Source organism: Pseudoalteromonas sp. SR41-8 (genome assembly GCF_014163915.1).
Taxonomy (GTDB): domain Bacteria; phylum Pseudomonadota; class Gammaproteobacteria; order Enterobacterales; family Alteromonadaceae; genus Pseudoalteromonas; species Pseudoalteromonas rhizosphaerae.
Genome location: NZ_JACJEE010000032.1, coordinates 37,056 through 51,412, shown reverse-complemented (window position 1 = coordinate 51,412; position 14,357 = coordinate 37,056). Strand labels below are relative to the sequence as shown.

Below are 14,357 nucleotides of genomic sequence, written 5' to 3'. Positions count from 1 at the left end.
CGCAAACTCGCAAACTCGCAAACTCGCAAACTCGCAAACTCGCAAACTCGCTAAGGTACAAACTTGATCGGTACGCTGTCTTTATTGGCTTGATGTTCTGCGAGGCGTTGTTGGTAGGTTTGCCACAAATCGTCATGTTGGGCTTGTAGGTGGCTGAAATATGCCCAGCTAAATAAACCGCTGTTGTGGCCATCGTCAAAGTCTAAACGCAGTGCGTAGTGGCCGACTGGCTCGATGTTTTTGATGCTAACCTGCGATTTACCGAGTACCAATTTCATTGGTTCGTTACCATGGCCTTGTACTTCGGCAGACGGTGAATGAACACGTAAAAACTCACTACTAAAAGTACAGTGGGTGTCATCGTCAAAATAGACATCAAGGGTTTTGCTAACGGTATGATGATGTACCTTGATAACTTGTTTCATTGTTATGCCTGTGTATTGAGCCTAGAACTTAGAACTTAGAGCCTGGGCCCTAAGTTCTAGTTTTAAAATTAAAGAATAAAGCGACTTAGGTCTTCATCTTCAACCAGTGCACCTAAATGCTTCTCAACATAGGCAGCATCAATGACTAAACTGGTGCCAGCTTGCTCTGATGCATCATAGGAAATTTCTTCCATCAGTTTTTCCATTACCGTATGTAGGCGACGTGCACCAATGTTTTCGGTTTTTTCATTAACTTGCCATGCCGCTTTGGCAATGCGCTCGATGGCGTCATCGCTAAACTCTACACTTACTTGCTCTGTTTTAAGTAGTGCATGTTGTTGCTCGGTCAGTGAGGCATGTGGTTCGGTTAAAATACGTTTAAAGTCGTCAGCGGTTAATGCTTCAAGCTCTACACGAATAGGTAAGCGACCTTGTAGTTCTGGGATCATGTCAGATGGTTTTGCCATTTGGAATGCGCCAGAGGCAATAAACAACATATGGTCAGTTTTCACCATGCCATGCTTAGTGCTCACGGTTGAGCCCTCAATCAGTGGCAGTAAGTCACGCTGTACGCCTTCACGGCTTACATCTGGACCTGATGATTCACCGCGTTTACAGATTTTGTCTATCTCGTCGATAAACACAATACCGTTTTGTTCGGCTGCGAAGATTGCTTGCTCTTTTAGCTCTTCAGGGTTTACTAATTTAGAGGCTTCTTCTTCAACCAATAATTTAAACGCTTCTTTAATTTTAAGTTTGCGTTTAGTGCGCTTGTCACCCGCCATATTTTGGAACATGCCTTGCAGCTGGTTGGTCATTTCTTCCATACCAGGTGGTGCCATGATCTCAACATTTGGTTGTGCTTGAGCTAAATCAATATCAATTTCTTTATCGTCTAATTGACCTTCGCGTAATTTTTTACGGAAGATCTGACGCGTTGAAGATCCTTCATCGCGTTGGCTTTCACCAGACGAATCTTTAGCTGGAGTCAGTAGTGCATCTAAAATACGTTCTTCGGCAGCTTCTTCTGCGCGATGTTTGAATTTTTTAGTTTGTTGCTCACGGGTCATTTTGATTGATACATCAACCAAGTCGCGAATGATGGTTTCAACTTCTTTACCAACATAGCCCACTTCAGTGAACTTAGTCGCTTCGACTTTAATGAAAGGCGCGTTGGCAAGTTTTGCTAAACGACGGGCAATTTCAGTTTTACCAACACCGGTTGGACCGATCATCAGGATATTCTTCGGCGTTACTTCAGCGCGAAGATCTTCATCTAATTGCATGCGGCGCCAGCGATTACGAAGGGCAATAGCCACTGCTTTTTTTGCTTTTGCTTGACCAATTATATGCAGGTCAAGTTCATGAACGATTTCTCTGGGAGTCATATCAGACATAGCAGTTCCTATTACAATTCTTCGATGGTTTGAAAGTTATTTGTGAATACACAAATGTTGCCGGCAATTGTCAGGCTTTTTTCAACAATTTCGCGGGCGCTTAAATCGGTGTTTTCAAGTAGGGCAGTTGCAGCTGATTGGGCAAAGTTACCACCACTACCAATGGCAATTAAATCATTTTCAGGCTGCACAACATCACCGTTACCAGTAATTATCAGTGAGGCTGTGGAGTCGGCAACAGCAAGCAATGCTTCGAGTTTGCGCAAGGCGCGATCGCTACGCCAATCTTTAGCCATTTCAACAGCGGCTTTGGTTAGATTGCCTTGGTGCATTTCAAGCTTGCTTTCAAAACGTTCGAACAGGGTGAAGGCATCAGCAGTGCCGCCAGCAAAACCGGCGATCACTTTGCCATTATAAAGGCGTCGAACTTTGCGGGCGTTGCCCTTCATTACGGTGTTACCAAGTGAAACTTGGCCATCGCCACCAATGACGACTTTATCGCCGCGACGTACACTTACAATAGTGGTCATGTTATTCCTCATCATCGAGTCGCAGGGGCGACTCGTTAAAAGCGATTGATGATGAGTTAATATGGGTTAATGGGCTAAAATCAAGTCCAATTCCAAATTCCGCAACCAGTTATTTTGCTACGCTTTAGTTTGTTTTTATCACTTTCGGCTAAACGTTTGGTTTTATAAGGACCTAAACGCACTTTATACCAGACACCGTTAGTGCCGGTTGTTTCACGAATTTCGGCGATTAATCCGGCAAATGCAATTTTAGCTTTTAAGGTTTCTGCTTGGCCATGGGTTCTGAACGAGCCGCATTGCATTACATAAGGGCCTTTTTGTTCAAGCTCTCTTACTTCAACTTGAATTTCATGCTCTTTGATTTCTTTTATGAATTCAGGAGGGCGTGGTTTAGGCAACTCTTGTTGCACTTTTGCAGGTGTTGGGTTTGCTTGTTGTTCAACCAGCTTTGGATCTGCATTGGTTTTGACATACCATAAACCAAAACTAAAACCGCCAACAAGTAGCACGGTAACCAGTACTAATAATACGGGGAATGGTTTTTTCGGTGGCGCTGTTTTTTTGCTATTACGGTTGCCCGGTTTTTTATTAATAAAATCGTGTTGTGCCATGGTGGTATTGGGCTTCTAACCTTAAATCATATCTATTGGATCTACATCTAAGCTCCATCGCACCTTTTGCGCTAATTTACTGGTACTTAAGTAGTCTACCATTTGCGCGAGATATTGGTGTAATAGAGGGCGTTCGAGCGCTTGAATATGCAATTGAAAGCGATATTTCCCCGCAATTCGCTCGAGCGGTGCAGGGATCGGACCTAGCAATTGTATACCAGTTAGACCTTGGACTGGAACTAAATCTGTTAAAAAATCGACCACTTGCTTTATGTTGTGACCTTCGGCGCGGACAATCGCCATATTAGTTATTGGTGGTAGCTGTGCGTCATCGCGCTCTTGCAGTGCAAAACGGGCGAAATCTTGATAACCATTATTGACTAAATCTTGTAATAAAGGATGCTCGGGAAAGTGAGTTTGCAATAATACATGACCTGGTTCGCCACTGCGCCCAGCACGGCCAGCCACCTGAGTAACCAATTGTGCTAAATGCTCTGTGGCGCGAAAGTCGCACGAGTACAAGCCGCCGTCGACATCAAGGATCAATACTAAGCTCACATCAGCAAAGTGATGACCTTTGGCAAGCATTTGGGTGCCAACTAAAATCCGTGCACCGCCTTGGTTTATATCGTCTAGGGCTTTTTCTAAACTGCCTTTACGACGCGTTGAGTCGCGGTCAATCCGGCTAATTGGGGTATCAGGAAACTCGGTTGTTAAAAACTCTTCTATTTGTTCGGTGCCTTTGCCGTTAGGAAATATTTGTGTACTACCACAATCTGGACATTGGTGCGGCACGCGTTCTTGCTCACCGCAGTGATGGCAAATCATCTGGCCGATGGCCTTGTGAAAAGTCGCACTGGTGCTGCAACGTGTGCACTCACTTAACCAACCACATTCATGGCAAATCAGGGTAGGCGAAAAACCGCGACGGTTTAGAAATACCATCACTTGTTTGCCTCGTTTTAAATGCTGACGCATAGTGGCAAGACTGGCATGGGCTATACCAGCTTGATCCGGCTGGCCTTTCATATCAATCAGCTGAAATTTATTGTCGGTACTGGTTTGCGCACGTTGCGTTAGGCTCAGCAGTTGGTATTTATTATGAATTGCCTTATGCAAGGTTTCGAGCGCCGGGGTTGCTGAGCCTAAAATCAGCGGTATTTTATGTTGAAAAGCGCGGTATGCGGCTAAATCACGGGCATGGTAACGTAAGGTATCTTGTTGTTTAAATGAACCGTCATGTTCTTCATCAACAATGATCATACCAAGCTTTAAAAATGGTAAAAAGATACTCGAACGTGTACCAATCACAATTGCGCAACTGGCTTTTTCACAAAAGCGCCAAGTTTGTAAGCGTTCGTTATCGGTCAGTGCTGAATGCCACAGCATAATCGGCGTATCAGGAAAGCGACGACGAAATCGATTAACCGTTTGTGGCGTAAGGCCAATTTCAGGCACTAGTACGAGTGCTTGTTCACCGCGTTTTAAAACCTCTTCAAGGCATTGTAAGTAAACCTCGGTTTTACCACTGCCAGTGACACCTTCTAGTAAAAAGCTATTGAAACCGACCGCTTGATTAATGGTGGTACAGGCTACTGCTTGCTCTTTATTTAGAGTCGGCTTAGTGCCTACGGTGGGAAGTTGTTGTTGCCATTGGTTGTCGTGTTCAATCGTTTGGCTGATCAGCTCTTTGTTAAGTAAGCTGTCGATAGTTTTTTTACTAAACCCCAGCGCTTTTAATTCTGTAAGTGATGATTTACCCGAATCTGCCAGTTGTTTGAGTAAGCTTAGTTGGCTCTTTGCTTTTAAAGACGGTAATTTAGCGCCTTTTTCAGTTAGTGCCACCATACTAATACTGCTTTTATCTGGGCACAGTCCTTGACGCAGCGCGCCAGGCAGGGCGATATGAATTGTTTCACCTAGTGGGTAGCAATAATAGCGCGCAGTAAAACGCAATAATTCGATATGTCGCTCTGATAAAACGGCTTCATCATCAATCACTTCAAGCACTGCTTTAAGTTTATTAACCGGCACATCGGTGTTGGTTTTTAGCGCCAGTACTACCGCAACTTTGCGCTGATTACCAAATGGCACCCATACCCGCGCACCGACTTTAGGCATCACCGATAAACCATCGAGTTGCTCTGGAATGCGATAATCAAAGGTGCGATGCAACGGTACTTTTATAGCAACTTCAACAAAACTCATAACAACCCAAACAAGAACGAATAAGGGAGTTAATGTACTAAAATTATGGCTGAAAACCTACCTGCAAATATCTTCTTTAAAACTTTTGTTCATTTTATTAGCAAAAACGACATTTAAAGCTTGTAGCAAGTGGGGTTGTTGCTTAGAATACGCGTCCTAAATAATTTGTTTTAACGACGTATGGTGCCAGACTCCGGGTTTGGAGAGCGATGCGGCCTTAACTAGAGGTTTCTATGAAAGAAGGTATTCACCCTAAGTACGAAGTAATTTCAGCATCATGTTCATGTGGAAATAAATTCGAAACTCGTTCTACTCTGTGTAAAGACATTCACTTAGACGTATGTTCTGCGTGTCACCCGTTTTACACTGGTAAGCAAAAAGTTTTAGACACAGGTGGCCGTGTTGATCGCTTTAACAAGCGTTTCGGTTCACTTAGCAGCAAGTAATTCTTGTTGTTTTGTCGGAAAAAGCACCTTAGGGTGCTTTTTTTTATGCCTGCTATTTATTAAAAACACCGCCTTTTAGTCTTTATTTCTTGCTCTAGTGCTCCAGCTTTACGCATTCATTATGTTGTGACTATTTCCCACTTTTATATCCAGTATAGCGAGTAAATAACAGACAAATAGTGATTTGTTGACTATATTGTCATTCTCGTTAAAGCGATAAATTAAACGTTTTTGTCGGTAAAGTTAGGTCTTTTGCGGTTAAATGTTGTTAACGTCTTACTTTGATGGTTTTTAGTCATAGGTCATTATTTTTGCTTTAAAGCGTTGCATAATGAGCATTTTAAGATGGGTTTTTTGATGCTTTGTGGCGTTTTTATAGCCGAAAATTGAAGCTTTTTTGCAAAAAATGCTGACAAAACGCATAAAATTAACGGATATAGCATATAACAGGATAGACCTGATATTGCTTGAATTTAATTATAATATAGGTATCGTTCCCTATAAGATATAAGAACTGCTTACTCTCACTTTCAACTTAACTTACTTGCAGGATAAAATCGCGTTATGTCAGACTTTCGTGAACAAGCTTTACATTACCATTCGCACCCCGTTCCAGGAAAAATTAGCGTTGAGCTTACAAAGCCAGCTGAAACCGTACAGGATCTTGCACTCGCATACAGCCCCGGTGTTGCAGAACCGGTACGTGAAATAGCTGCTGATCCCGCTAATGCCTACAAATACACCGGTAAAGGCAATATGGTTGCGGTTATTACTAACGGCACCGCTATTTTAGGTTTAGGTAACTTAGGTCCATTGGCTTCAAAACCGGTTATGGAAGGTAAAGCGTTATTATTTAAACGCTTTGCGGGTCTAGATTCGATAGATATTGAGGTGAAACACAATACCACCGAAGATTTCATCAATACAGTTGCTAACATCGCTGATACGTTTGGCGGTATTAACTTAGAAGACATTAAAGCGCCAGAGTGTTTTGAAATAGAAAAAGCATTGATCGAGCGTTGTAGCATTCCAGTGTTCCACGACGATCAACACGGTACCGCGATTGTAACGGCTGCTGGTATGATCAACGCACTTGAAGTACAAGGCAAAGAAATCGAAAATGCGATTATCGTTTGTTTAGGAGCCGGTGCCGCAGCGGTTGCGTGTATGGAGCTACTGATCAAGTGTGGCGCATTGCGTGAACATATTTACATGTTAGATCGTAAAGGCGTTATTCATACTCGTCGTGATGATTTAAACGAGTACAAACAGTTATTCGCTAACAATACAGATAAGCGCACACTGCAAGATGTTATTGCTGATGCCGATGTATTTGTTGGTGTATCTGGCCCGAATTTACTTTCTCCTGACGATCTTAAGCTAATGGCTGATCGACCTGTAGTGTTTGCCTGTTCAAACCCAGATCCAGAAATCTCACCAGTGCTTGCTCATGGTGCTCGCGATGATTTAATCATGGCAACGGGTCGTTCAGATTATCCAAACCAAGTTAACAACGTGCTGTGTTTCCCATTTATTTTCCGTGGTGCGCTAGATGTGCGTGCAAGCAAAATTAATGATGAAATGAAAATTGCTGCGGTTGACGCTATTCGTAGCATTGCTAAAGAACCAGTACCAGCGGAAGTATTAAAAGCGGCGGGTGTTGAGACACTTGAATTTGGTGCGCAGTATATTATTCCAAAACCGATGGATCCGCGTTTATTACCGCGCATTGCCAAAGCAGTAGCGCAAGCGGCAATTGATTCTGGTGTTGCACAAATTGATATGCCGGAAAACTACATGGAGTAGCTGCTTAGCTGCAATTGGTAATGGCACAATAATAAAAACCTCAGTAACTTACGTTACTGAGGTTTTTTTGTAGCCAATTCCTGAAGCAGGAATATATACAAATGATAACTTAATCTTCGTTGAGTACAGGTACTTCGAGACCCATTTCAAGCATGATTTTTTTCACTTCTTCAGGCACTTTCTCTGGATTATCTTTACGTAAATCTTCATCGTTTGGCAGTGGTTGGCCAGTAAATGCGTGTAAAAATGCTTCACAAAGTAATTCGCTATTTGTTGCATGGCGAAGATTATTAATTTGACGACGAGTGCGCTCATCAGTCAAAACTTTTAATACATTTAGCGGGATCGAAACGGTGATCTTTTTAACTTGTTCTGATTTTTTCCCGTGTTCTGCGTATGGGTGAATATATTCACCATTCCATTTAGCCATAGGATGTATCGTTGCCTCAGGTTGTTAATTGTTTGCGCGACCTTTTGCAGCGCAAAGATGGCGAAATTCTATCGTGTTAAAAAAGATAGTCAAACACTTGTTTTTTAGCCATCTAGCGGCTTAAATGTTTTTACTTCTAATCTTGCGGCTAAAACCGCATAAATGCTTTGACTTATTAAATTTGATCCTCTAACCTTTTAGACGTCTAAACATCCATTTAATTGTAGGTGACGGTATGAGTCAAAAGAATAAAGCAACCATTGCAGTACGCAATGGTATTGATGCAGATAAACATCACGGCGCGGTTGTGCCTCCCATTCATTTATCGACCACCTACTCATTTGCTGATTTTGATAAAAAGCGCCAATATGATTATGGCCGTAGCGGCAACCCAAACCGTGATTTACTCGCTGAAACGCTCGCTAAGCTTGAAGGTGGCGCTAAGGGGATTATCACTGCAACGGGCATGGCTGCGGTGCATTTAGCTACTCAGCTGCTAAACAGTGACGATACTTTAGTGATCCCACATGATTGCTATGGCGGTAGTTACCGCTTATTCACCTCACTTGAAAAGCGTGGCTTATTAAAGTTAGTGGTTTTAGATTTAACTAAATCTGAAAATCATCAAAAAATTCTTGAGATAAAACCAAAGCTAATTTGGATTGAAACACCGAGTAATCCTATCTTACGGTTAACCGATATTAAAGCGATCACCACGATTGCTAAGCAGTGCGGTGCGTTGGTTGGTGCCGATAACACATTTTTATCACCTGCTTTGCAAAACCCAATTGAGTTTGGTGTTGATATTGTGGTGCATTCGACCACTAAATATATTAACGGTCACTCAGATGTTGTTGGTGGTGCGGTGATCGCCGCTACCCAAGAGTTGGGTGATGAGCTTGCTTGGTGGGCTAATAACATTGGCATTACCGGTGCTCCGTTTGATAGCTACTTAACGTTACGTGGTTTACGTACTTTGAATGTTCGTTTACGTCAGCATCAAGAAAATGCCTTTATTATTGCCCAATATCTAGAAAACTCCCCTTATGTAAGCCAAGTATATTACCCTGGATTAGTATCTCATCCACAGCATGAACTCGCTAAACAGCAGCAACGTGGTTTTGGTGGCATGGTAAGCTTTGATATCAAAGGTGATATTAATGATGCTGCAGAATTTTTGACCAGCTTAGAAGAATTTAGCTTAGCTGAGTCATTAGGTGGGGTTGAGAGTTTGATTTGTCACCCTGCAACAATGACCCACGCAGGTATGGAGGCAACTGCTCGTCTTGCTGCGGGAGTAGGTGATACCCTGATCCGTATTTCGGTGGGCATTGAAGATGTAAAAGATTTAATCGCTGACTTAGATCGTGTATTCAATAAAGTGAAACCAGGTCAAGCTCAGCACGGCGCAAAAGTAATCGCTTCCTCTGTTCAACAACAAGATGATGAGCAATCAAGCTCATTTAAACTGACTCCTGCACATACGGCTTTGTGGTAATAAAAAATGGTAAATATAGTTCATAAATTTGGTGGTTCTAGCCTTAGTTCTGCAGAGCGTTATCAGGCCGTAGCAAATATTATTCTAGCCCATACGGAAGCCGGTGATTGTGTGGTGGTATCCGCAGCCGGTAAAACTACTAATACGTTAGTTACGCTATGGCAGAGTTACCAGCAAGGTGATCAACAGGCAGTGAGTGATATTTTATTGCAGCTTGATAATCATCAACGTACTTTGATCGAGCAGTTATTGAGTCCAGCAGCGCGACATACGGCATTAAACGTATTAGAACAAGAGCTAGCCTTAATTGCACAGCAAACTCAACAGCAAAGCTTACAGGAAGCCGCATTGCTTGCTCACGGTGAAGTTTGGTCGGCACGATTATTGGCTAGCTATTTAAAACAGTTAAATGTTGCAGCTCAAGATGTTGATGCTCGTCAATTGTTTACCCTTAATGATGGGCAATTATTACATCAAAAAAATCAACAAGCCTGTGCCGAGTTAATTTCAGCCAATTGCATTAATATTGTTACTGGTTTTATAGCCGCTGATTGCCAAGCAAATACAGTTACTTTGGGGCGCAATGGCAGTGATTACAGCGCGACTTTGTTAAGCAGTTATTGTCATGCTAGTCAGGTATCAATTTGGACTGATACCCAAGGGGTGTTTAGTACCGACCCTCGTAAAGTAAAAAAAGCGATTAAGTATTCTAAAGTATGTCGTGGCCAAGCAAACTTACTGGCGCGTTTGGGCAACCCAGTGTTACATGCTAAAACTCTCTCGCCATTAAAAAATACTGATATCAAATTAGTCGTTCGCAGTAGTTACGACAGCGAAGCTAGCGCGACAGAAATTGTCAAAGAAGGTTACAGCAAAGCTAAGCGTTTTATCACTACCTTAGAAAATATTGATTTACTGCGTATTGATCAGCTGCGTGGCGGTGAAATTGGCGAATTAAGTCAGCTTATTCAACACAGCTTGCATCATTTTATTAAAAACGGCGATACCTACTTACTAGTGCCGGCAGCAGCGACTCATCAGGTGGTGAGTCATTTGCAAGGGCGCGCTAATATTATTGAGTCGAACTTACATGGTTGCGCTGTTGTGGCGCCACGAAATGATGTAGCGCAATTATTTGAACAAGCAACGCAAGTGCTTAGTGAGCAAAGTTTAGTGCCGCGCTTTAGCCATCAAGACGCAGACTACATATTACTACTAACGGATCAATCTATTGATAGTGATGTATTGACCTTATTGCATGATAAGTTGATTAACAAAGGCCAAGAGCTTGCCATTATTGTTGCTGGCCTTGGTAATGTTGGTGAAGTATTTATTGAGCAACTAAGTCAGCAGCTTAATCGTTTGCAGCAACACTTCAGCGTTAAGCTGGTTGGTTTATTACGCTCGCGCTCTATGTTGTTCAGCCCAAGTGGTATCGTGCTTGAGCAATGGCAGTCGCAGTGGCAAAACGAAGCAATAGATTACCAAGAAGCTGATTTACTGACACGTATCAGCGAACTCGATTACGAACATAAAGTGCTGATTGATATTACTGCTAGTGAAGCGTTTAGTAAGCTTTACCCGGCGTTTGTAAATTTAGATTGTCACCTGATCAGTGCTAATAAATATGCGGGCACTGCAAATAATGACTGGTATCAAAATTTACGCCGTAATTTAGCTGAACGTAACTTATTATGGCGTTATAACACCAGTGTTGGTGCGGGTTTACCAATTAATTTTGCGTTAGCTGATTTACAAAACAGTGGCGACAGTATTACCCATATTGAAGGCGTGTTCTCAGGCACTTTATCGTGGTTGTGTAGCAGTTATGATGGCAGTGTAGCGTTTTCCGATTTAGTGTTGCAAGCGCAGCAAATGGGTTACACCGAGCCTGATCCACGGGAAGATTTATCAGGGCGTGATATGCAGCGTAAGCTATTAATTTTAGCTCGTGAATTAGGGCTCACCTTAGAGCTTGATGAGATTGGCTTAACACCGTTGATGCCAGAGCAACTAGCGCAAGGTGATTGGCAGTCTTTTTTAGCTAATAAGCAGTTGCTTGATGACTTTATTGCTGAAAAAGCGCAGTTAGCCGCCAAAGAAAACAAAGTACTGCGTTATACCGGTGCGTTAACAATTGCTGATGGCAAAGTAACCGCTAAAGTCGGTTTAGCTTATGCAACACAGGGTGATGCCTTAGCTAACTTAACTCCAGGTGATAATATTTTTGTTATCAACAGTCAGTGGTATAACGATAATGCGTTGGTGATCCAAGGTCCTGGTGCAGGCAAAGAAGTTACCGCAGCAGGCGTGCATTCTGATTTATATTGGTTAATACAAAACTTAAAATGAGCTCTGAGTTTGTAAAATAAAAAAAGCGCCGATTGGCGCTTTTTTTATGTAGCAGCGATTTTATATCGCGACATATTAATATTAAAACAGCTCATCTTCTGTTTTAGTTTCTTCTTCAAAAACGTTTTCTACATGCTGCATCACATACTTAGTGGGCGAGGTGCCTTTTTCAAAGTATTCAAAGCGACTAGTGTAATCGTTCTTTTGACTCAAGAGTCCCGTTGCTAAATCGATTCGTACCGACACTAATCCTTCAGGTGGCTCGATTGGTGCTTCTGGCTTATCTTTGAGTGCTACTCGCATAAAGTCAATCCATGCCGGTTGAGCTGTTTTAGCACCAGATTCTGCACCAGAGATCTGGGTATTATCCATGTTGTTGTTATACGTCGAGCGACCAAGCGGGTTACCTGGATTATCAAATCCAACCCAGACCGAGGTCATAACATTACGGTTAAAGCCGCTAAACCAAGTATCGACAGAGTCATTAGTAGTACCCGTTTTACCGGAAAGATCGCGACGATCTAATACCTGAGCACGCCAACCGGTTCCACTCCAACCCGTTTTATGGGCCCAACTACCGCCTCCCCAAATTGCGCTATTCATCGCATCAGCTATCAAAAACGCGTTTTGTTTAGATATGATGCGCGGCGCACAATGATTTGCTGTTTGGCTGGTATTTAACCCTGTAGTGGACTCAAATTGAGTCATTGTTAGCTGAGGCGTAACAGGATCACACGCTAATAATGGTTTTGTTTTAAATAACACATTACCTGCTGAGTCTTGAATCTCATTAATGAAATAAGGGGTGATCAAATGACCGCCATTGGCAAATGTGCTCATGCCACGGGCAAGCTCTAAAGGAGTGATTGACGCACTACCTAAAGCTAGCGATTCACTGCGATTGATATCATTATTTTGAAAGCCAAATTTTAATAGGTGATCAGCTGTGCGCTGCAAGCCTACACCGCGCAGTAAGCGCACCGAAATAACGTTTTTCGATTGTGCTAAAGCACGACGAATACGGATTGGGCCGTTATATACCGCAGGGCTGTTTTTTGGTCGCCATGCAACCCCTAGGCTCTTGTCCCATTGATTGATTGGCGCATCATTTAAAATAGACGCTAAGGTATAACCATTATTCAGCGCCGCAGAATAAATAAACGGCTTAATGTTAGAGCCGACCTGACGTTTTGCTTGCACGGCTCGGTTATATTGGCTTTGTTCAAAGCTATAACCGCCAACAATTGCTTTAATGCGACCATCATTCGGATCCAGCGATACTAATGCACTTGAGGCTTCAGGTAATTGGCTGAGTAGATAACTGCCATCGTCATTTTTACGTAGCCAAATTTGCTCACCTGGATTGAGTATGTCAGCAGCTGTTTTTGGTGGAAAACCTTGACGGTAACGCGTAATGTATTTGCGCGCCCATTTGAGATTATCCCAGTCTAGAGTGACTTGCTCACCACTTTTTAATAACACTGTTGCCGTTTGCTCTCCTACAGACAAAACTGCTGCCGTTAATAGCGGGGCAATTTCTTTTACCGGCTCAAGCTTTGCTAAAATTTCACTAGAGCTTAGGGCAGGTTGCGTTTCAAAATCCCACAGTTGCTGCTCTGGGCCACGATAGCCATGGCGCATATCGTATGCATGGAGATTATCAACGAGTGCTTTTTGCGCTGCGGCTTGTACGTCAGATTCAACACTGGTGTAAACTTTAAAGCCGGTATTATATGCTTTTTCGTAGCCATAACGAGCGACCATTTCTGCACGCACCATTTCAGATATATAAGGCGCATATAAGTCTATTTCGGCACCATGAAATTTTGCCGTGATTGGTTCTTGAGAGCTCTGGTTGTAGTCTGCTTGAGAGATATAACCTTCATCAAGCATACGTCTGAGTACCACATTACGGCGTGCCTTGGCGCGAACTGGGTTTCTGATCGGATTTAAAGCTGAAGGCGCTTTTGGTAAGCCTGCAATCATTGCCATTTGCGCTAAAGTTAACTCGTTTAGTTGCTTACCATAATAGACTTGTGCAGCGGCTCCGATACCAAAAGCACGATTACCTAACTCTATTTTATTTAGGTATAAAGCGAGTATTTCATCCTTGGTAAGTAAGTTCTCAATGTGTAACGCAATGAAGATCTCTTTTACTTTACGAATATAGGCCTTTTCACGTGTTAAGAAGAAGTTACGAGCTAACTGCATTGTTATAGTACTTGCGCCTTGTTTTTTCTCACCAGTTGAAATTAATACGAGCGCTGAACGTAAAATACCTATAGGATCTATACCTATATGGTCATAAAAACGGTTATCTTCAGTGGCTAAAATAGCATTTATGAGTGGTTGTGGGATCTCTTCTATAGTCACTGGAATGCGGCGTTTTTCACCGAACTGGTTGATTAACAAACCATCTTTCGAAAAGACTTGCATAGGAGTTTGTAATTGCACGTCTTTTAAAACTTGCACACTGGGGATATCAGATTTAACGTAATAATAAAGGCTTACTAAGGTAATGAGCCCTAAAAACGCGCAGATGATAAAAAATTGTAAAGTTCGTTTTAATAAAATCACTTATATTTTCCCTAAATGGACTCCCAATTAGAATCGGAGACTGCTAGTATATATTGATTAAAAAATGAATAGTATTT

At 42.4% G+C, this 14,357-nt stretch carries 11 protein-coding genes; 4 read left to right on the top strand and 7 right to left on the bottom strand.

All coding sequences use genetic code 11. From position 1 onward, the window contains the following. Window positions 1-50: 50 nt before the first annotated feature. The 5 genes from H5162_RS17520 to priA all read right to left on the bottom strand — a co-directional run bounded on the left by H5162_RS17520 (window position 51) and on the right by priA (window position 5,171). Window positions 51-425 carry a gamma-butyrobetaine hydroxylase-like domain-containing protein gene (locus H5162_RS17520; RefSeq protein ID WP_182779146.1) on the bottom strand — a complete coding sequence of 125 codons (375 nt, stop codon included), beginning with the start codon at window positions 423-425 and terminating at the stop codon, window positions 51-53. 68 nt (window positions 426-493) lie between these two features. After that, window positions 494-1,822 (bottom strand): HslU--HslV peptidase ATPase subunit, encoded by a 1,329-nt coding sequence (hslU, locus tag H5162_RS17515; protein ID WP_182717691.1) that lies wholly within the window; start codon window positions 1,820-1,822, stop codon window positions 494-496. Window positions 1,823-1,833: 11 nt separating this feature from the next. Further along, a complete protein-coding gene (hslV, locus tag H5162_RS17510) occupies window positions 1,834-2,352 on the bottom strand; it encodes an ATP-dependent protease subunit HslV (protein WP_145238496.1) in 519 nt (172 codons plus the stop codon). 80 nt (window positions 2,353-2,432) lie between these two features. Further along, window positions 2,433-2,963: an SPOR domain-containing protein gene (locus tag H5162_RS17505; protein WP_149982624.1), complete on the bottom strand. Its 531-nt coding sequence runs from the start codon at window positions 2,961-2,963 to the stop codon at window positions 2,433-2,435. Window positions 2,964-2,984: 21 nt separating this feature from the next. Continuing rightward, a complete protein-coding gene (priA, locus tag H5162_RS17500; protein WP_149982625.1) occupies window positions 2,985-5,171 on the bottom strand; it encodes a primosomal protein N' in 2,187 nt (728 codons plus the stop codon). Between the two features lie 233 nt (window positions 5,172-5,404). Here priA and rpmE point away from each other — a divergent pair, with 233 nt between their 5' ends. Together rpmE and H5162_RS17490 are read left to right on the top strand one after the other, a co-directional pair. After that, entirely contained in the window at window positions 5,405-5,617 is a 213-nt protein-coding gene (gene rpmE, locus H5162_RS17495; protein WP_145238505.1) for a 50S ribosomal protein L31, read from the top strand. 564 nt (window positions 5,618-6,181) lie between these two features. Beyond that, on the top strand, window positions 6,182-7,423 hold the full coding sequence (locus H5162_RS17490; RefSeq protein ID WP_182779144.1) for a malic enzyme-like NAD(P)-binding protein: 1,242 nt from the start codon (window positions 6,182-6,184) through the stop codon (window positions 7,421-7,423). Between the two features lie 109 nt (window positions 7,424-7,532). On the opposite strand, the gene metJ is transcribed toward H5162_RS17490, so the two are convergent. Beyond that, a complete protein-coding gene (gene metJ / locus H5162_RS17485) occupies window positions 7,533-7,853 on the bottom strand; it encodes a met regulon transcriptional regulator MetJ (RefSeq protein WP_016709540.1) in 321 nt (106 codons plus the stop codon). A 235-nt stretch (window positions 7,854-8,088) separates the two neighbouring features. Here metJ and metB point away from each other — a divergent pair, with 235 nt between their 5' ends. Then, window positions 8,089-9,351 (top strand): cystathionine gamma-synthase, encoded by a 1,263-nt coding sequence (gene metB, locus H5162_RS17480; RefSeq protein ID WP_145238511.1) that lies wholly within the window; start codon window positions 8,089-8,091, stop codon window positions 9,349-9,351. 6 nt (window positions 9,352-9,357) lie between these two features. After that, window positions 9,358-11,703, top strand: coding sequence for a bifunctional aspartate kinase/homoserine dehydrogenase II (gene metL, locus H5162_RS17475; RefSeq protein WP_145238514.1), 2,346 nt, complete (start codon window positions 9,358-9,360; stop codon window positions 11,701-11,703). 81 nt (window positions 11,704-11,784) lie between these two features. Here metL and H5162_RS17470 read toward each other — a convergent pair whose 3' ends face one another. Continuing rightward, window positions 11,785-14,280: a penicillin-binding protein 1A gene (locus tag H5162_RS17470; RefSeq protein WP_182779142.1), complete on the bottom strand. Its 2,496-nt coding sequence runs from the start codon at window positions 14,278-14,280 to the stop codon at window positions 11,785-11,787. Window positions 14,281-14,357 lie beyond the last annotated feature (77 nt).

Bases quoted from the DNA above. Each gene is read 5' to 3' on its own strand.
- H5162_RS17520 (WP_182779146.1), bottom strand. From the start codon at position 425: ATGAAACAAGTTATCAAGGTACATCATCATACCGTTAGCAAAACCCTT.
- H5162_RS17490 (WP_182779144.1), top strand. From the start codon at position 6,182: ATGTCAGACTTTCGTGAACAAGCTTTACATTACCATTCGCACCCCGTT.
- H5162_RS17505 (WP_149982624.1), bottom strand. From the start codon at position 2,963: ATGGCACAACACGATTTTATTAATAAAAAACCGGGCAACCGTAATAGC.
- metL (WP_145238514.1), top strand. From the start codon at position 9,358: ATGGTAAATATAGTTCATAAATTTGGTGGTTCTAGCCTTAGTTCTGCA.
- metB (WP_145238511.1), top strand. From the start codon at position 8,089: ATGAGTCAAAAGAATAAAGCAACCATTGCAGTACGCAATGGTATTGAT.
- hslV (WP_145238496.1), bottom strand. From the start codon at position 2,352: ATGACCACTATTGTAAGTGTACGTCGCGGCGATAAAGTCGTCATTGGT.
- rpmE (WP_145238505.1), top strand. From the start codon at position 5,405: ATGAAAGAAGGTATTCACCCTAAGTACGAAGTAATTTCAGCATCATGT.
- hslU (WP_182717691.1), bottom strand. From the start codon at position 1,822: ATGTCTGATATGACTCCCAGAGAAATCGTTCATGAACTTGACCTGCAT.
- metJ (WP_016709540.1), bottom strand. From the start codon at position 7,853: ATGGCTAAATGGAATGGTGAATATATTCACCCATACGCAGAACACGGG.
- priA (WP_149982625.1), bottom strand. From the start codon at position 5,171: ATGAGTTTTGTTGAAGTTGCTATAAAAGTACCGTTGCATCGCACCTTT.